This is a genomic window from Sphingopyxis sp. (genome assembly GCF_040216815.1).
Classification (GTDB): Bacteria; Pseudomonadota; Alphaproteobacteria; order Sphingomonadales; family Sphingomonadaceae; genus Sphingopyxis.
Map to the genome: position 1 here is coordinate 443,240 of NZ_JAVJOJ010000004.1, position 17,722 is coordinate 460,961.

Here is a 17,722-nt window from a genome sequence, read left to right on the forward strand (position 1 = left end):
ATTTGCCTGATCGTCATCCCGGCGGAGGCCGGGATCTCGCCCTCGCGTTCATCTGCAACGGTGAGGTCCCGGCCTTCGCCGGGATGACGAAGTTAGTGGTAAACTCTAAAGCGCCTCCGGCCCGCGGGCGATGGCGACGACGCCGGTGCGGCCGACCTCGACCAGCCCGCATTCTCGCATCAGCGCGATAAAGCGATCGACCTTGTCGCTCGTCCCGGTGATTTCGAAGATGAAGCTGGTGAGCGTCGTGTCGACCACCTTCGCACGAAACACGTCGGCCATGCGCAGCGCCTCGATGCGCTTGTCGCCGGTGCCCGCGACCTTCACCAGCGCGATCTCGCGCTCGACATGCGCTTCGCCCGCGTCGGTGAGGTCGACGACCTTGTGGACGGGGACAAGGCGGTCGAGCTGTGCGATGATCTGATCGATGATCGGCGGCGGGCCCGAGGTGACGATGGTGATGCGCGACAGTGCATGGTCGGCGGTAATGTCGGCCACCGTCAGGCTTTCGATATTATAGCCGCGCGCGGTGAACAGGCCGGTGATCTTCGCGAGCACCCCGGCCTCGTTGTCGACGGTGATGGCGAGCACATGGCGCTCGCCGGCTTCGGTAGTGATTTTCATGTGGTTACACCAGTGCCTTGGCTTCGTCGTCCATCGTGCCGACGATGTCGTTCGGCTGGAGGATCATGTCGGTGTGCGCCGCGCCCGACGGGATCATCGGGAAGCAGTTGGCGAGCTTGGCGACGCGGCAGTCGACGATCACGGGGCCTGGCGTCTCGATCATCGTGGCGATGCCATCCTCCAACTCGCCCAGCGTGTCGATGCGGAGCCCCGTCCACCCATAGGCCTCGGCGAGCTTCACGAAATCGGGCAGGCTGTCCGAATAGCTGTTCGAATAGCGGCTTTCATAGGTCAGTTCCTGCCACTGGCGGACCATCCCCATCCATTCATTGTTGAGGATGAAGATCTTCACCGGCAGGCGATACTGGCTGACCGTACCCATTTCCTGGATGTTCATCTGAAGGCTCGCTTCGCCAGCGATGCAGATGACAAGGCGGCCCGGATTCGCGATCTGCGCGCCGACCGCGGCGGGGAAGCCGTAGCCCATCGTGCCGAGCCCGCCGCTGGTCAGCCAGCGGTTCGGCGCCGAGAAGCCGAAATGCTGCGCCGCCCACATCTGGTGCTGGCCGACCTCGGTGGTGATGATCGGATCGCGCCCGCGCGTTGCCTCGAACAGCGCCTTGACCGCGCGCTGCGGCATGATGTCGGCGCCCGGCTCCTTCTTTTCGGGAAAGTCCAGGCAGCGCGTCGCGCGCCAGCCGTCGACGCGGCGCCACCATTCGCCAAGGTCGCGCGCCTTGTGTCCCTTGTCGCTCCATGTGGCAATCAGCGCGTCGAGCGCGCGGCCGGCATCGCCGACGATCGCAAGGTCGACGGGGACGATCTTGTTGATCGAGCTCCGGTCGATGTCGATGTGGATTTTCTTGGCTTCAGGCGCGAAAGCGTCGAGGCGGCCGGTCACGCGGTCGTCGAAGCGCGCACCGACCGCGATGATCAGGTCGGCGCGATTCATCGCCATATTGGCTTCATAGGTGCCGTGCATCCCCAGCATCCCCAGCCATTTCGGATCATCCGACGGAAAGGCGCCGAGCCCCATCAGCGTCGAGGTGATCGGCGCGCCGGTCAGCGACACGAGCTGGCGCAGCGCCGCGCTGGCATCGGGGCCGGCGTTGATCACGCCGCCGCCGGTATAGAAGACGGGGCGCTCGGCCGCCGCGATCATGTCGATGGCCTCGGCAATCGCGTCGGCGTCGGGTTCGACCTGCGGGCGATAGCTGTTGTGCTGGATGAATTCGGGCACCGAATAGGTTCCGGTCGCGACCTGCACATTCTTGGGAATGTCGATCACCACCGGGCCGGGGCGCCCGTGCGTCGCGATGTGAAACGCCTCGTGCATGATCGGTCCCAGCCGGTCGGGGTCCATCACCAGATAATTATGCTTGGTGCAGTGGCGCGTGATGCCGACCGTGTCGCATTCCTGAAAGGCGTCGGTGCCGATCAGCGTCGTCGGCACCTGTCCCGTCAGCACGACCATCGGGATCGAATCGAGCAGCGCGTCGGTGATGCCGGTGACGGCATTGGTCGCGCCGGGTCCCGAAGTGACGAGCACAACGCCGGGCTTGCCGGTCGAGCGCGCATAGCCCTCTGCTGCGTGCGTCGCCGCCTGTTCGTGGCGGACGAGGATATGCTTGATCGTCGGGTGGTTGAAAAGCGCGTCATAGATGGGAAGGACCGCGCCGCCCGGATAGCCGAACACCGTGTCGACCCCAAGGTCGACCAGCGCCTGAACCACCATGTCGGCACCGCTCATTTCCGTCACGACGAAACTCCTTTCCACGCAAAAACGCAGCGCTTGTGCGCTGCAACAGGGTTGCGGGCAATAGGTGTATGATTCTATCTTGTCAACAGTCTATCGCGTAATAAAATTACTAATTGGTCGATGGAATCGATGTTTAATGATTCTTCGTGGCGGGGCCAGTCGTCGGGGGGCTGGTGGCGGAACCAGGTATATTGGCGCTTCGCATATTGGCGGGTTGCCGCCTGCGCGGCTTGCAGGGCCTCGGTGCGGACGATTTCGCCGCGCAGATAGCGCGCGATCTGCGGGACGCCGATCGCGCGCATCGCGGGAAGGCTGGGGTCGAGACCGCGTGCCAGCAGGGTCTCGACCTCTTCGACAGCGCCGCTGTCGAACATCTGGACGAGCCGGGCGTCGCAGCGCGCGCGGAGCCAGTCGCGCGGCGGCAGAAGGACGATCGGGACGAGCGCGATATGGTCTCCGATGCCGCCTTCGCGCGCTTGCTGCCAGTCGGCGAGGGTGCGGCCGGTCGCGCTGACGACTTCGAGCGCGCGGGCGACGCGCGTGGTGTCGGAGGGGTTGAGGCGGGCGGCGGCAGCGGGGTCGGCCATCGCCAGCGCGGCATGGGCTTCGGCGACCGGGAGTGCGCGGACGGCGTCGCGGACCTTCGGGTCGATGTCGGGGATGGGTGCGATGCCATCGAGCAGCGTGCGCAGATAAAGGCCGGTGCCGCCGACGAGGATGGGCACCTCGCCCGCGGCATGGACCGCGGCGATGACGTCGCGTGCCTCGTCCGCCCAGCGCGCGGCATTATGGGCCTCCGCCGCATCGACATGGCCGAACAGGCGGTGGGGCACCCCCTCCATCTCTTTTTCGGTGGGGCGTGCCGACAGGGTGGCGAGGTCGGCATATACCTGGCTCGCGTCGGCGTTGACGACCGTTGCCATTGCGGGCGTCCCGTTTCCGAGCGCTTTTGCGAGCGCGACCGCCAAAGCGCTCTTGCCGCTGGCGGTGGGTCCGGCGATAAGTGCCACAGGCAGCCGCGCTTTGGCGGTCGAGAAAGAAGGAGATGCCATGTTCGTCGCGACGCTGATAGCAGCCGGAAAGCTGACCGACGAGGTGGTTCGCGAAGGCATCGACCGGCTGGCTGCGACGGGGCATGACGTGGGTGCGCCGCACTGGATCGACGAACATGATGCCGCCGACATCGTCTTTCACGGCAGCCTGGTCAGCGCGCGCAAGGAATTGGCGCAGATGGACCATGGCGCGCTCGACATTGTTATCCAACCCTTGGGCGACCGTACGAAGAAGCTGATCATCGCCGACATGGATTCGACGATGATCACCTGCGAATGCATCGACGAGCTGGCCGATTATGCGGGGCTGAAACCGCAGATCGCGGCGATCACCGAACGCGCGATGCGCGGCGAACTCGATTTTCGCGCGGCGCTGGACGAACGCGTCGGGCTGCTCGGTGGGATGCCGGAAAGCCGGCTGGTCGATTGCCGGATGGAGCGCGTGCGGCTGACGCGCGGCGCTCGCACGCTGGTCCAGACGATGAAGGCGCATGGCGCCTTTTCGATCCTGGTGTCGGGCGGCTTCCTGCCCTTTGCCGGGCCGGTAGCGGAGGCGATCGGCTTTGACAGGGTCGTCGCGAACGATCTGGAGATACGGGACGGCAAGCTCACGGGCCGGGTGATCGAGCCCGTCATCGACAGCTCGGCGAAGCTCGAGACGCTGAAGGCAGAAGCGGCGAAGCACGGATTGCCGCTCGCCGAGACGCTGGCTGTCGGCGACGGCGCGAACGATATTCCGATGATCACCGCGGCGGGGCTCGGCATCGGTTATCATCCCCATCCCGCCGCCGCCGAGGCGGCCGATGCGGCCATCAGGCATCATGACCTGACCGCGCTGCTGTGGGCCCAGGGCTATCCGCGGCGCAGCTGGGTTCTCGGATAAAAAGAACCCGGCCAAAGGCCGGGCCAGGAGGAGTTCCCCGAGGGGAGTTCCGGTGGACCGGAATGCTATTCGGCGGGAACGGGCGCCGCGCGGGTGATCATCCCCTCTGCCTTCGTGCCGTCGGCCCGCATGGGATCATGCGCGACGTCGCGGTCGTCGAACGTCTTGGTCCATGCCGCAAATTCCAGGCACACGCCATCGGGGTCGAAGAAATAGACCGAGCGTACGAAGACGTCGTCGTTCACTTCGTCGGACGTTTGCGTCGGCGAATTGTCATGGTTGAGGATTTTTGTGACCTCGACGCCCTTGTCCACCAGCCGCTCATAATATTCATCGAAACGTTCGGCGGGAACATTGATGGCGATGTGGTTCATCGATCCGTGCGCCGACACGAAGCTGCCCTGCGTCGGCAGTGCTGCGGGGGCGGAAATTCCGGGCGCCGCTTCGGGGGCGTCGGGGAACCAGAAGAAGGCAAGGCTGTCGCCATTGCCCATATCGAAAAAGAAATGCTGGCCGCGTCCGCCGGGCAGGTCGATCGTCTTGGTCAGCGGCATTCCCAGGATGTCGCGATAGAAGGCGACCGTCTTCGCCATATCCTTGCATACGAGCGCGAGGTGATTGACCCCGCAAAATTCGAATTCGCTGTTCGTTGCAGCCATCATCCATCTCCTTGATCGTTCGGTTTGCGGCGACGCTGGGGCGGCTTTGCATCCACTCGTACCAGCCGAGCATGAGTCTTGTACCAGCACCGGGCTTAATCGTCAACTTAATTGACGATTAAGCCCGGTGGGCTGTCCGCGCTCAATCCTTTGCGGGACGCGGCGCGCTCAGGAAGTCGGCGGCATTGAAACCCTCGGGCGCTGCGATCTCGACGATCGGGTCTTCGCGCGCGTCATATTCCATGCGCAAGGCGCGGGTGATCACTGCGTGCATGTCGTACAGGCAGGTGATGTAGGTAAATTCGAAAATCTGCTCGTCGTCCCAAAAGGTCTTGAGCTTGTCGAACACCTCCAGGGGGACGCGCCCGCCCGCCTGGCTCAGACAATCGGCATAGGCCAGCACGGCACGTTCCTGCTCGTCATAACAGTCGGCAACCTGCCAATGCGCGATCGATGCGATCTTCTCTTCGCTGACGCCAAGGCCGCGGAGCGATTTGCAATGCTGCGAAAAGACGAACTGGCTGCCCTTGACCCAACCCGCACGCGTCTGGCCCAGTTCGCGCAGTACGGGATCGATCTTGCGCGCCGGGTGGCGATAGACGGCAAAGCCGTCGACCGCATGTTTGAAGATGTCGGGCGCGAGCGCGTAAACGGTCCACCAATCGCCGGGCGTGCCGGTCGCGGTGCCCGGCTCGGCGACGGGATCGCGGTCGCCGAACAGGCGGTTGTAATAGGCGGTGACGGTCTCGTCGGTGACTTCCGAACGGGGAACTTGGCGCAGAACGGGCATGGGCTACTCCTCAGGCATTCGCAAATTTGCGGAACTCGGCGACGTGCGCGCTGTCGAAATATTCGTCGAGGCGCGTGATCTTGCCATTCGCGACTTTGCACACGATCGCGCAGGGCAGCCGGACTTCGCCGTCATCGTGGACGCGACGTCCTTTGAGCACATGTTGCTGGACAAAGCCGCCGGGAAAGACGGTCAGGCGGCGCTCGGCATATTCGCGGTCCTTGATCCGCGCGGTCATGGCGGTCAGCGTCTGTGCGGTCTGCGCGGGGGTGACGATCAATTCGTCCGTATTGTGCCATATCGCGGCATCGGGGCTGAAACTGTTCTGCATGGTTTCGATGTCGCCCGCCTCGATCGCATCGAAAAAGCGCGTCGCCATTTGGCGGATATCGTCAAGATCGGTCATCGGCTCCATCCTTTGCTCATTCGGCAAAATCGCTGTCGAGATGGCGCGTCATCGCGAACTGCGCGATGCCTGCTGCTGCGGCAAAAGGCATGAGCGCCAACAGCGCCCAGCGCAAGCTGGCGTCGCCGAACTCGGGCTTGAGGAAATCGCTTATCATGCCAGCGAAAAGCGGTCCGAGACCCAGGCCGACGATGTTGAACATCAGCATCAGCAAGGCGGCGGCCGTCGCGCGGCTGCGCGGGGGCGTCAGATTCTGCACCAGGGCGAGTGCCGGCGCGATATAAACGGTGCAGGCCGCCATCGGAAGCAGCATCAGCGCGAGCGAGACCTGCCAGCTGTCGACGAGCAGCGCGGCGATGAAGGTCGGGATCAGCACCGCGGTCGCAAGCGCGGGAATCGTGCCATAAGCGCGCGCAGAAATCTTGGCCCGATGGCTGACCAGCCACCCGCCGCCGAGGATGCCGACGCCGAAGGTGATACCCGCGGCGGGAGCGAACCAGGTCGCCATGGCTTCGAGCGGCATCTGCTGCGTCCGCATCAGAAAGGCCGGGATCCAGTTGAGCATCCCATAGCTGACAAACGCTGCAAGGCCGCTGCCGATCATCACCATGCGCAGCGAAGGTCGGCGGGCAAACATCGCGAGGCTCTGGCGAAAGGGCAGCGCTTCGTCGGCGGGCCTGTGCGTGTCCATCGCGCCTCGCGCCGGTTCGCGCACCAGCCAGATCAAAAGCGGGGCGATCAGGACGCCTACGATGCCGATCACGACAAAGGCGTTTCGCCACCCGATGTTGGCGGCGGCCCATGCGCCAAATGCCGCGCCGACGAAAACGCCGAACGGGCCGTTGCAGGTGAAAAGCCCGATCGCCAGCGGACGCTGTGCGGGCGGATAATAATCGGCGATGACCGACAGCGACGGTGCGGTCCCGCCCGCTTCGCCCGCACCGACCCCGAAACGCATCAGGGCAAGCTGCCAGAAATTCGAAACCATGCCGCATGCGGCGGTAAAGCCGCTCCACACGATGCAGGCGATGCCGATCAGCTTCACGCGGTTCCAGCGGTCGGCGATCATGGCCACCGGCACGCCGGCCGCAGCATAGAAAAGGGCGAAAGCAAAGCCCGTCAGCAGGCCGAACTGCGTATCGCTGAATTGCATCTCGGCGCGGATCGGTTCGACGAGCACCGAGAGCAGCTGGCGATCGACGAAGTTGATCGTGCCGACGATGAACAGCATTGCGAGCGCGACATTGCGGCGCAGCGCATGGCCGCTGTCGGTCGCTCCGGCGCCGGTGGTCGCGGCAGTGGCCTCGGTCATAAAATTCCTCAAAATACGGCGTTTCCGACCGTTCGCGCTGCGTGTCGGGTTCGTCCTTCTTCTATTGCTTTTGTCGACCGCCGGCGGCGGCTCGCAGGCCTGGCCCCTTGACGGGTTCGGGCTGCCAGCGCCGCCGGTCCGTGGTCAGAAGCTTGCGCCCAGGGTCAGGCCGAAGGTACGCGGGGCATTATAGAAACGCTGGGTAAAGAATTGGGCGGTCGGCGTCAGTGCCGCCACATAGGTCTTGTCGGTCAGATTCTTGCCCCAGAGCATCGCCCGGAACCGTCCGTCCGCGCTCTCCCATCCCACCGATCCGTCGATGAGCGTGAAATCGCCGGTCTTTCCTGCCAGATCGTTCGCGACGGTCGAATAATAGGTGCTGCGATAGAGCATCGCTGCGCGGAAGCTCAAACTGCCCGCGCTGCCGAGGGGCACTTCATATTCGGCCGAGAATTGCGTCTGCCATTTGGGCGCGCGCACAAGCTTCAGTCCGGTGAGATCCCTGTCGACGAGATAGGTGCCGTTCGGCAGCAGCGTGACATCGCCGCAGGTTGACGTCGGCGGGGTCGGAAAGGCCGAGGGGCCGTCGATATCGGCGCAGAAGTCGGTGTATTTCGCGTCGAGATAGCCGATATTGGCCGACAGGCGGAAATTTTGCGCCGGCTTCAGCGTCGCTTCGAGTTCGAGACCCTTCGTCGTCGCCGAACCGATGTTGAGCTGTGCCGTTTCCTGCCCCGATGCGACGTTCGGGTTGGGGAAAAAGACCCCGAACTCCAGCTGCTTGAACTTGGTGATGAAGCCGGTGAGGTTGAGGCGCAGGAGGTTGTCGAAAAAATCGCCCTTGAATCCGGCTTCATACAGGTTGGCGGTATTGTCGCGCGTTGGTCCCGCGGTCGTGGTGGTCGCCGAGCGGGCGCCGAAACCGCCGCCCTTATAGCCCTGGCTGAAACCGGCATACACCATCACATCGTCGGTCAGGCGATAATCGACCCCCGCCTTCAACGTCATGCGGTTGCGGTCGTAACCCAGCTTGAACGCGCGGCCGGCCGCAAAATTGGTGTTGGCGAGCGCTTCCATTTCGGCGAGCGACTTGACCGTGGCGCGCGTGTTGAAAAAGGCGGGCGAGAGCAGCGTTCCCGTCGGGTCGCGAAAATAATCCTTCGATTCCCAGCTCTGCCGGACGCCAAAGGTCAGGTTCAGCCGGTCGGTCACGCCATAGATGGCCTGCCCGAACAGGGCCTTGGCGGTATTGTCCTGCGTGACGAAATCCTGGCTGCCAAAACGCAATGTCGGCGCGAGCAGGACGGGGAGCGTCGGGAACGCCTGCGTCAACTCAAAGCTCTGTTTCAGGAAATAGCCGCCGAAAACCAGGCTGAGGCGCGAAAGCGCGTCGCTGCGATCGGAAAAGTCCGATTGCAGGCGCAGTTCCTGGCTGAATTGGCGGTGCGATTGCAGGCGAAAGGTCGGAAAGAAAAAGACTTCGGACTGGTCAAAATCGCTGTCGTTGAAATCGTCGGTTTCGATGTATCCGGTGATCGACTTCGCCTGCCACGATCCCATGTCGAACCCGATATTGCCGATCAGGCCCAATTGGTCAGTGTCATGGTCGGCCGGAAAGTCGCGCCCGATCGTATAGGGGCCGTCGTCCGGCTCCTCGAACCCGAAAACCTGCCACAACAGCTGGTTGCGATTCGGCGCGGCGTCGCCGCCGGGCGCACTCGACCGGTCGCGGACGAGAAACGCCTTGAGATTGATGTCGAGCGTCTCGGTCGGCGTGAACAGCACGGTGCCGCGCAGCGTCAGCCGGTCCTGACCGCCGACCTTCTTGCCGTTCGCCCTATTGGTGAAATAGCCGTCATAGGTTTCCTTGTTGACGACCAGCCGGACCCCCAGCCGGTCCTCGATCAGCGGCATGTCGACCGCTGCACGCGCGTCCATCCGGCCGTAGTTGCCGACGGTCACTTCCGCCTGCACGCCCCAGTCGCGGCCGGGGTTCTTGGTATAGGCAGCGATACCGCCCGCAAGCGAATTCTTGCCGAACGAGGTGCCTTGCGGGCCGCGCAGAACCTCGATGCGGTCGAGATCGAAGGTGTCGAGCATCGTCGCGACCGGTCGGGTCACATAGACGCCGTCGATCGACACGCCGACCGGGCTTTCCTCAGTCGATTCGATCCCCTGTGCACCAAGGCCGCGAATGAAGATGGCGGCCGAGTTGGAAAAGGTCGCGACGGGCTGGATGCTGATATTGGGCGTCGAAGGCGCCAGATCGGTGATGTCGCGCGCGGCGATCTTTGTCAGCGCGGCTTCGCCAAAGGCCGAAATCGCCTGCGGCACATCCTGTAGCGATTCGTCGCGGAAACGCGCCGTTACGATGATTTCGTCGTTCGCTCCCCCGGCGTCGTCCTCCATGCCGGACGGTGCGGGACCGTCCTGTGCGATTGCCGGTGCGGTGCTGGCCAGCATCGCGAGCCCCGCGACACCGGATAAGAGAAATTGGTTGCGAGCCTTCATGATCACCCTCCCATAGAGCCAGTTGCTGCCGGTTCCGGATAGCGTCCGGTCCGTCAATCTGATTGACCCTTAGTATACTAATGGTTTTATACTTGTCCATAGGCAGGAGGAGGAATCACGACATGAACCAGGACAATGGATCGGCGGCTGAAGCCCCGCTGGCGAGCCGACATTTGTGCACGGTCGAGTTCGAGGTCGGCGGCGGAATCATCGGGATCGGCGCCTCGCCTTTCGGTGACCAGCGGCTCGGCTATATCAGCGGGGGGCGTTTTTTCGGGCCGCGGATCAACGGGGTAGTGTTGCCCGGCGGCGGCAACTGGTCGCGCAGCGGGCGGCTCGGCGACAGCGCTTCGGTCGGCACCTTCGACGCGCGCGCGGTGTGGCAGACCGACGACGGCGAACTCGTCTACCTCAGCTACACCGGCCGCAGCCTCATTCCCGACGATGTGCGCGCGACCTTCGCAGATACTTCGGTGCCTGACGCCGACGCCTCGCGCTACTATCTGCGAATCGCTCCGGTGTTCGAAACCGCGAGCGCAAAATATGGCTGGCTGAACGGCCTGCTTGCCGTCGGCGTCGGCGAACGCACCGACTTCGGGGTGCGGCATGTGATCCACGAGATACTCTGAGATGATCGATCTCCATTATTCGGCCACCCCCAACGGACAGAAGATTGCGATCATGCTGGAGGAGGTCGGCGCAGCCTATCGCGTCCTTCCCTACGACATCTTCGATGGCGATCAGCTGACCGCGGCGTTCGGCCGTATCAATCCGAACCACAAGCTGCCCGCGCTCGTCGATCATGCCCCGGTCGAGGGTGAGGGCCCGGTGACTGTGTTCGAATCGGGGGCGATCCTTCAATATCTTGCCGAAAAGAGCGGGCGTTTCCTGCCTGCGTCGGGCGCCGCTCGCGCCACGACATTGTCATGGCTGACATGGCAGGTCGCCGGACTGGGGCCGATGGGCGGGCAGGCGAGCCATTTCCTCCGCTATGCGCCGGCGGGACAGGATTACGCCGTCGAGCGCTATACCAGGGAGCTCGCGCGCCTGCTCACCGTGCTCGAAAAGCGACTCGAAAAAAGCGCCTATGTCGCGGGCGATGCTTATACGATCGCCGATATGGCGATCTGGCCGGGCCGCGCTTCGGCATTTGTGATGGGCATGGGGCTCGACGAATGGCCTGCGACGAAAAGATGGTTCGAGCGTGTCCGCGAACGCCCCGCGGTCGCACGGGCGACGGCGCGCGAAGATTTGAAGGCGCCGGCGAAATATGTCGGCCGCCATCAAAAGCTCGACGAACGCGAATGGTCGAACATGTTTGGCGATGCGAACCACGCCGCAGCGAAGCGCGGTTGACGGGGCGGGAAGGGGCGGCCGCGCGCGGCTCCACTGCTATTGGTATATGCAGCTATCGAGGCCGTCGCGCCGGACCTGACCGATGCGCGCGGCAATCGTGTTGCCATAGCGGCGCGTGAAGCCCGAGGGGCTGATCGCCTCGCGCTTTTTGGGCAGCGGCAGGATCGCCGCGATGCGCGCGGCCTCGCGCGGGGTCAGCCTCGCTGCGCTATGCTTGAAATAGCGCTGCGCCCCAGCCTCGACGCCATAGGTGCCGATGCCCGTCTCGGCGACGTTCAGATAGACTTCCATGATCCGGCGCTTGCCCCAGATCGTTTCGATCAGGAAAGTGAACCAGACTTCGGGCACCTTGCGGACATAACGCGTCCAGCCGCTGCCTTGCCACAGAAAGACGTTCTTCGCCGTCTGCTGGCTGATCGTCGATCCGCCGCGTAGCCGCTTGCCCCTGGCATTGCGCTCGATCGCGTCTTCGATCGCGTCGGTGTCGAAACCGCCGTGGCTACAGAATTTCCCGTCCTCCGCCGCGATCGCCGCGCGTACCATGTTGCGGTCGATATGCGACAGGCTGGTCCAATCCTTGGTAATGCCGTTGCTGTCGGCCAGCATCGTGAAGGTGACGGGGGGCGGCACCACGGCATAGACGAGCACCCACAGAACCGACAGGGCGACCAGCCAAAGAAGCCATTTGACAGGCCGGAGGATCCAGGAGCGCTTGCGGCGTCGTGTCGATTTCGTGGCGGGCATGACGGCTCAATAGCCGCTTGCCGATAGGCGGCAAGCGGCGGATTGTCGGGGTACGGCGTGTCAGGGCTTGGGAGGTTCGCTGCCCGGCCCGTCGCCTTCTTTCTTGTCGGCGTCCTTCTTGTCGGTCGCGGCGTCGATCGCCTCGCTCGCTTTTGCGGCCGCGCCCTTGGCGGCGTCGGCGGCATCCGACGCCAGCGAGCGCACCTTTGCCTCGGCTTCGGCCTCCCTGCCGCTCATCACGATCCACGCCATCGCCGCTGCGGCGATCAAGGCGAAGAGCGCAAGCCAGTATCCGATTTCCCAATTGACCTGGATCATCGCCATCGCGGCGCGATCCATGTCGCCGCCGCCGCCGTTTTTCGCGGCTTCGGCCATGATCGCATCCTTGCTGTACCGCCAGGTGCCGAGGAAGATCAGCACCAGCGCCGCGGCCGACGTACCGAGCACCAGCTTTGCCGCTTCGCGTCCGCGGGTGAAGAGCAGGAACAAGCCGCCCGCGATGGCCAGCAGCGCAAGGATCAGCAGCAGGTTCATCGAGGCCCCGTCGCCTGCCGACGCCGCGCGTCCCATCGTCGTGATATTACCGAAGGCAAGGCCGAAGCCCGTTGCCTCGGCGATCTTCTGTTCGGAACAGCTGATCGTCATCCACGGCAACAGGAAAGCCACCAGCGCGATGCCCTTGGGAATCCGGATCCATTTCCACATGCTGTTTCCCCTCTCGGTACGACCGACCCGACAGGCAGGCTAACCATTCGTTCCGGCAAGTCAAATGGCGGGTTCAGGGGCCAAAGCGAATGACCGCATAGGGCGCGGGAAGTCCGTCGACGGCGCGTTCGGTTTGGGTGCGCCACGCCTTGCCGTCGCGAAAATCCTGACGATCCGCATAATCACCGATGACCCGACCCGCGGCAAGGCGATAGGGCAATCCTTCCGAATCGAGCGGCGCGATCCCGTCGGAAACGTGGAAATGAAGGTGCGGCTGGGTGACATGGCCGGTCGATCCGACCCGGCCGATGATCTGGCCTTTGCGCACCCGTTCGCCCTGCCGGACCGGAATTCCCGGCATCAGATGCTGGTAAAAGGCGAAGCGGCCCCCCGGAAGTTGCTGGACGATCATCGTCCCCGTTTCGTCCTCGACGCTGGCGTGCGCGCCGGGCGCCGACGCGTCCTTCACGACCAGGATTTCGCCGTCGGCCACCGCCAGCACATCGGCGCCCGATCCGTCGGCGGCCACATCGGCCCCCGCCGAGGCGCGATCGAAACCGGCGGCAGGCATCCAGTCGATGGCATGGCGTCCGGGCAGGCGGACACGCCCGCTCACCGCATAGGGAAAGCGGCGATGGCCATTCTCCGCCTCGGGCAGTTGAACCGCGGTCCATGGACCGCCGCGCAGCGGCGCGCCGAGCGCGATCCCGGTCGCCGGTTGTGGCTGGAATGCGCCGCCCTCGATCGCCACCGGCCGACCCGCGCCCTTCGGCAACAGGGCGATGCGGTGGATCAGCGGCGCCGCGCCGCGGTCGCCCCACGGTATCGAGAGATAGAAGATCGCTCGCTGCCCGGCCGCCAGATCATGCGCATTGCCCGCCCGCTCGCCGATCCGCCGCATGATGCCGCCGGGCGCGAGGCGGGCGATCGATTCGCCCTCGGCCGTCCGCAGCTCGATGTCGGTAACGGTCAGCGTTTGTGACGAAAAATTGGTCGCGTGAAGCTCGTAGACTAGCCGGTCTTCGCCATCGATCCGCGCGACCGGCGGCGCGTGCGGGATCGTGAGGTCCAGCGAATGATAGGGGCGCGCCTCGGCCATCGGCGCGCGTGCATCGGGCGCGGCGGCGAGGAGAAGGAAAAGCAGGCTGAAGGGCATCGGCGGGTCTCCGGAAAGGATGGAGGCGCCGCCATGGCGAAGAAAAGATGCCGGGGACGAGGGCTGATCGGCGAGCGGGACTATTCGGCCGGCTCGGCGGGCGGACGCGCTGGATCGAGCAGCATGGCAAGATTGCTGCGAAAGCGGCGGCTCAATCGCAATTGTTCGCCGCCGGCAAGGCGGACATGCGCATCGCCGCGGCCGATCGGTTCGATTTCACGAACCCGGTCGACGCGGATCAGCGCGCCGCGATGGATGCGCGCAAAGTCGGCCGCGGGCAGGCGCGCGCTGAGCGAGGTCAGCGATTCCTCGATCAGGGTCGCGCGTCCCGCGGCATGGATCTCGGCATAGTCACCCGCGGCGCCGATCCAGTCGATCGTGCCCAGCGGGATACGCGTGAGGCGCCCCCGGCTGCGAATCTCGATCGCGTCGTCCGGGGTATCGGCGCCGCCCGGCGCCTGTCGGCGCGGCCATCGCAGCCAAGCGATCGTCAGCGCGACGATGCCACCATAAAGCATCGTGTTCGTGTCGAAATTGCGCACGAACATGATATCGGCCATCTCGCCCCGCGTGGCGACGCGCGCGCTGCGATAGAAAGGCCAATAGACGAGCCCGAACAGCAGCACATGCGCGTAAACGACCAGCGGCCACAGCAGGAGATAGGCCACGATCCGGCCCCACCAGGGCTTTACCCGGCGCTCGACCCACAACACTGCGCCGACGATCGGCCAGCTCAGCAAAGCCCATATCGAATATATGGCCGCGACATAGGCGAGCGTCGGCCACCAGTCCTGCGCATGGCCGCGGTAGGCCGCCATTGCATAGCCTTGCCCGGCCTGCGCGATCGCGACCAGCGACCATGCCGCCAATATCAACACGCTCCATTCGGCGCGGCTGGCGGGGAGGCGGACGCGGATCATCGAACCGCGCGCGCCGCGGCCCGCGCCATGCTCGGCCGCCGGTGGGCGTCAGCTGGTGAGGAGGCGCCGATCGCCGGCAAGCTTGAGCATCGCCTTTTGCAGCTTTTCAAAGGCGCGAACCTCGATCTGGCGAACGCGCTCGCGGCTGACGTCATAGACCTGGCTCAAATCCTCGAGCGTCTTGGGATCGTCGGTCAGGCGGCGCTCGGTCAGGATGTGGCGTTCGCGTTCGTTTAGCGTTTCGAGCGCCTCGGTGAGCAGTTCGTGCCGCACGTCGCGTTCCTGCGCCTCGGCAACGCGCTCGTCCTGCAGCGGGCCTTCGTCATCGAGCAGGTCCTGCCACTGGCTGTCGCCGTCCTCGCCCATGGGGACGTTGAGCGACGTGTCGCCCCCCATCGCCATCCGGCGGTTCATGCTGACCACCTCTTCCTCCGTAACGCCCAGGTCGGTTGCGATCTTGGCAACATGTTCGGGGCTGAGGTCGCCGTCCTCGAACGCCTCCAGATTGTTCTTCATCCGGCGGAGGTTGAAAAACAGCTTTTTCTGCGCGGCGGTGGTGCCCATTTTGACCAGGCTCCAGGAACGCAGGATAAACTCCTGAATCGAAGCGCGAATCCACCACATTGCATAAGTGGCGAGGCGGAAGCCGCGTTCGGGGTCGAATTTCTTGACGCCCTGCATCAATCCGATGTTGCCCTCGCTGATCAGTTCGCTGACCGGCAGGCCATAGCCGCGATAGCCCATCGCGATCTTGGCGACGAGGCGAAGGTGCGAGGTGACGAGCTGCGCCGCAGCTTCATTGTCGCCATGCTCCTGAAACCGCTTGGCGAGCATATATTCCTGCTCGGGCGTCAGAAGGGGAAATTTGCGAATTTCGGCGAGGTAGCGATTCAGGCTGGCTTCGCCGCCAAGCGCTGGGACCACGGCCGGAACATTGCTTTTGTTAGCCATCGGAGAGAGTCTTCCCTAAATCCTGAAACCATCGTCGCGCGGTTGGCTCCGCGCGTCAAAATAGATTTTTAATCGAAACCTAAACGCGCAGTTCATCGATCAGTTCCCGCATATCCGCAGGGATTTCGCAGTCGAGCGCGATCCTGTTACCGTTCACCGGATGAATAAAGCCCAAATGGGCCGCGTGCAATGCCTGCCGCACGAAATTCCGCGCTTTCAGCACGTCCGACAGCGGTTTGCGCGCGCGGCCATAGACGGGGTCGCCGACGAGCGGGTGGCCGATATGCGCCATATGAACACGCACCTGATGCGTCCGGCCGGTTTCGAGACGGCATTCGATCAGCGTTGCGCCCGCCAGCGGCTCGATTGTCCGGTAATGGGTGATCGCATGTTTGCCGCGCCCTTCGGCGACGACCGCCATTTTTTTGCGATTGGTGGCCGACCGGCCGAGCGCGGCATCGACCGTCCCGTTTGCGGGCATCGGCCGACCGGTGGCGATCGCCAGATAACGGCGGTCGATGCTGTGCGCGGCGAATTGTTTGGCGAGGCCCTCATGCGCCTTGTCATGCTTTGCGGCGACGATCAGCCCGCTCGTATCCTTGTCGATCCGGTGCACGATGCCCGGCCGCGCGACGCCGCCGATCCCCGACAATTGCCCCGCGCAATGGTGGAGCAGCGCGTTGACCATCGTGCCGTCGAGATTGCCCGCGGCGGGATGGACGACCATCCCCGCGGGCTTGTCGACGACGATCAGATGCTCGTCCTCATAGGCGATGACAAGGTCCAGATCCTGCGCGGCGTTGTGCGCGGGGCGCGCGGCGGGCAGGCGAATTTCGATTGTGGCGGCGGCGGCCGCCTTGATGGCGGGATCCCAGAGCGTTGCGCCCTGCGCGTCGCACACGCGGCCGCCTTTGATCAGGCTTTTCAGCCGCTCGCGCGACAGGCTGGGGAGCGCTTCGGCGAGCGCGCGGTCGAGCCGCAGCCCGGCCGCCCCCTCGGCAAGCGTCACCGTCAATATCTCGTCGTCCCCCAACATCGATCGCGATGTGGTGACAGGTGGTGGGATTACAAGTGTCGCCGGTTTCCACGCGTGTTGCTGCCCGGTCCCAGCCTTCGCCGGGATGGTGTGGCATGGTGAATGGAACAGGAACCAGCTTGCCCTTGGCCCCTCGGCTGCCCTAGGAGCGGGCCACGCCGACACAAAGCGGCGGCTGCGCTGGGGAGCCCGTTCATCCATGTCCGACGACCGCGTCGATTTCGCGTCCATGCTGGCATCGCGCCTGTGCCACGATCTTTTGAGCCCCGTCGGCGCCTTTGCCAACGGGCTGGAACTGCTGGCCGACGAACAGGATCCGGCGATGCGCGACCGCTGCATCGAATTGCTCGAACAAAGCGCGCGGACATCGGCAAACAAGCTCAAATTCTTTCGCCTCGCCTTTGGTTCGGCGGGCGGTTTCGGCGAGCTTGTCCCGCCCGAAGAAGCCAGATCGGCGATCGAGGGGATCATCGGCGACCGCGCGATCACGCTCAACTGGATGATCGGCGCCGATCCGCTGCCCAAGCCGGCGGTCAAGATCGTGCTCAACCTCGCCCTGCTGCTGGTCGATGCGCTGGTGCGCGGCGGGCGGCTCGATGTCGGATGCGAAAAGCAGGGTGCCGGCCCCGATGGCGGCATCGAAATCGCGCTGCACGTCGAGGCCGAACGCATCTTCCTCGACGCCGATGTCGAACGCCTTTTGGCCGAGGGCGAGGGCGCAGGCCCGATGACCTCGCGCACCGCGCCCGCCGTGCTGGTGCAGGCGGTGGCGCGGCAGAACGGCGGAACCGTGATGTTGGCGCGCGAAACGCCGACATCCCTGCTCGTCGGCGCTGTCCTCCGCGGGTGCTGAAATTT

The 17,722-nt window shown here is 64.4% G+C and carries 18 protein-coding genes; 4 read left to right on the forward strand and 14 right to left on the reverse strand.

What is annotated here, in order from left to right; genetic code table 11:
* Window positions 1-105: 105 nt before the first annotated feature.
* The 3 genes from ilvN to miaA all read right to left on the reverse strand — a co-directional run bounded on the left by ilvN (window position 106) and on the right by miaA (window position 3,435).
* Window positions 106-624 (reverse strand): acetolactate synthase small subunit, encoded by a 519-nt coding sequence (gene ilvN / locus RIA72_RS05885; RefSeq protein ID WP_350031390.1) that lies wholly within the window; start codon window positions 622-624, stop codon window positions 106-108.
* A gap of 4 nt (window positions 625-628) precedes the next feature.
* Window positions 629-2,383, reverse strand: coding sequence for a biosynthetic-type acetolactate synthase large subunit (gene ilvB, locus RIA72_RS05890; RefSeq protein WP_350031391.1), 1,755 nt, complete (start codon window positions 2,381-2,383; stop codon window positions 629-631).
* A gap of 74 nt (window positions 2,384-2,457) precedes the next feature.
* Window positions 2,458-3,435 (reverse strand): tRNA (adenosine(37)-N6)-dimethylallyltransferase MiaA, encoded by a 978-nt coding sequence (gene miaA / locus RIA72_RS05895; protein WP_350031392.1) that lies wholly within the window; start codon window positions 3,433-3,435, stop codon window positions 2,458-2,460.
* On the opposite strand from miaA, the gene serB reads away from it, so the two are divergent.
* Window positions 3,434-4,318, forward strand: coding sequence for a phosphoserine phosphatase SerB (serB, locus tag RIA72_RS05900; protein WP_350031393.1), 885 nt, complete (start codon window positions 3,434-3,436; stop codon window positions 4,316-4,318). The two genes, miaA and serB, sit on opposite strands and share 2 nt — an antisense overlap.
* A gap of 65 nt (window positions 4,319-4,383) precedes the next feature.
* On the opposite strand, the gene RIA72_RS05905 is transcribed toward serB, so the two are convergent.
* The 5 genes from RIA72_RS05905 to RIA72_RS05925 all read right to left on the reverse strand — a co-directional run bounded on the left by RIA72_RS05905 (window position 4,384) and on the right by RIA72_RS05925 (window position 9,996).
* Window positions 4,384-4,977, reverse strand: a complete 594-nt coding sequence (locus tag RIA72_RS05905) for a VOC family protein (protein WP_350031394.1) — start codon at window positions 4,975-4,977, stop codon at window positions 4,384-4,386.
* A gap of 142 nt (window positions 4,978-5,119) precedes the next feature.
* Window positions 5,120-5,767 (reverse strand): carboxymuconolactone decarboxylase family protein, encoded by a 648-nt coding sequence (locus tag RIA72_RS05910; protein ID WP_350031395.1) that lies wholly within the window; start codon window positions 5,765-5,767, stop codon window positions 5,120-5,122.
* Between the two features lie 10 nt (window positions 5,768-5,777).
* Window positions 5,778-6,173 carry a nuclear transport factor 2 family protein gene (locus RIA72_RS05915; protein ID WP_350031396.1) on the reverse strand — a complete coding sequence of 132 codons (396 nt, stop codon included), beginning with the start codon at window positions 6,171-6,173 and terminating at the stop codon, window positions 5,778-5,780.
* A 16-nt stretch (window positions 6,174-6,189) separates the two neighbouring features.
* The gene (locus tag RIA72_RS05920; protein WP_350031397.1) at window positions 6,190-7,485 is read right to left on the reverse strand and encodes a spinster family MFS transporter; all 1,296 of its coding nucleotides are present in this window, start codon (window positions 7,483-7,485) and stop codon (window positions 6,190-6,192) included.
* A 144-nt stretch (window positions 7,486-7,629) separates the two neighbouring features.
* Window positions 7,630-9,996, reverse strand: coding sequence for a TonB-dependent receptor (locus tag RIA72_RS05925; RefSeq protein WP_350031398.1), 2,367 nt, complete (start codon window positions 9,994-9,996; stop codon window positions 7,630-7,632).
* Window positions 9,997-10,118: 122 nt separating this feature from the next.
* On the opposite strand from RIA72_RS05925, the gene RIA72_RS05930 reads away from it, so the two are divergent.
* Together RIA72_RS05930 and RIA72_RS05935 are read left to right on the forward strand one after the other, a co-directional pair.
* Window positions 10,119-10,625 carry a DUF3237 domain-containing protein gene (locus RIA72_RS05930; RefSeq protein WP_350031399.1) on the forward strand — a complete coding sequence of 169 codons (507 nt, stop codon included), beginning with the start codon at window positions 10,119-10,121 and terminating at the stop codon, window positions 10,623-10,625.
* A gap of 1 nt (window position 10,626) precedes the next feature.
* On the forward strand, window positions 10,627-11,352 hold the full coding sequence (locus tag RIA72_RS05935; protein ID WP_350031400.1) for a glutathione binding-like protein: 726 nt from the start codon (window positions 10,627-10,629) through the stop codon (window positions 11,350-11,352).
* Between the two features lie 36 nt (window positions 11,353-11,388).
* On the opposite strand, the gene mtgA is transcribed toward RIA72_RS05935, so the two are convergent.
* The 6 genes from mtgA to RIA72_RS05965 all read right to left on the reverse strand — a co-directional run bounded on the left by mtgA (window position 11,389) and on the right by RIA72_RS05965 (window position 16,864).
* On the reverse strand, window positions 11,389-12,096 hold the full coding sequence (gene mtgA / locus RIA72_RS05940) for a monofunctional biosynthetic peptidoglycan transglycosylase (protein ID WP_350031401.1): 708 nt from the start codon (window positions 12,094-12,096) through the stop codon (window positions 11,389-11,391).
* A gap of 60 nt (window positions 12,097-12,156) precedes the next feature.
* Window positions 12,157-12,801 carry a hypothetical protein gene (locus RIA72_RS05945; RefSeq protein WP_350031402.1) on the reverse strand — a complete coding sequence of 215 codons (645 nt, stop codon included), beginning with the start codon at window positions 12,799-12,801 and terminating at the stop codon, window positions 12,157-12,159.
* A 73-nt stretch (window positions 12,802-12,874) separates the two neighbouring features.
* Window positions 12,875-13,957, reverse strand: coding sequence for a M23 family metallopeptidase (locus RIA72_RS05950; protein ID WP_350031403.1), 1,083 nt, complete (start codon window positions 13,955-13,957; stop codon window positions 12,875-12,877).
* Between the two features lie 80 nt (window positions 13,958-14,037).
* Window positions 14,038-14,877 carry a LytR/AlgR family response regulator transcription factor gene (locus RIA72_RS05955; protein ID WP_350031404.1) on the reverse strand — a complete coding sequence of 280 codons (840 nt, stop codon included), beginning with the start codon at window positions 14,875-14,877 and terminating at the stop codon, window positions 14,038-14,040.
* Window positions 14,878-14,925: 48 nt separating this feature from the next.
* Window positions 14,926-15,828, reverse strand: coding sequence for an RNA polymerase sigma factor RpoH (gene rpoH, locus RIA72_RS05960; protein ID WP_350031405.1), 903 nt, complete (start codon window positions 15,826-15,828; stop codon window positions 14,926-14,928).
* Window positions 15,829-15,907: 79 nt separating this feature from the next.
* Window positions 15,908-16,864 (reverse strand): RluA family pseudouridine synthase, encoded by a 957-nt coding sequence (locus tag RIA72_RS05965; protein WP_350031406.1) that lies wholly within the window; start codon window positions 16,862-16,864, stop codon window positions 15,908-15,910.
* A gap of 199 nt (window positions 16,865-17,063) precedes the next feature.
* On the opposite strand from RIA72_RS05965, the gene RIA72_RS05970 reads away from it, so the two are divergent.
* Entirely contained in the window at window positions 17,064-17,717 is a 654-nt protein-coding gene (locus RIA72_RS05970) for a histidine phosphotransferase family protein (protein ID WP_350031407.1), read from the forward strand.
* Window positions 17,718-17,722: the final 5 nt, after the last annotated feature.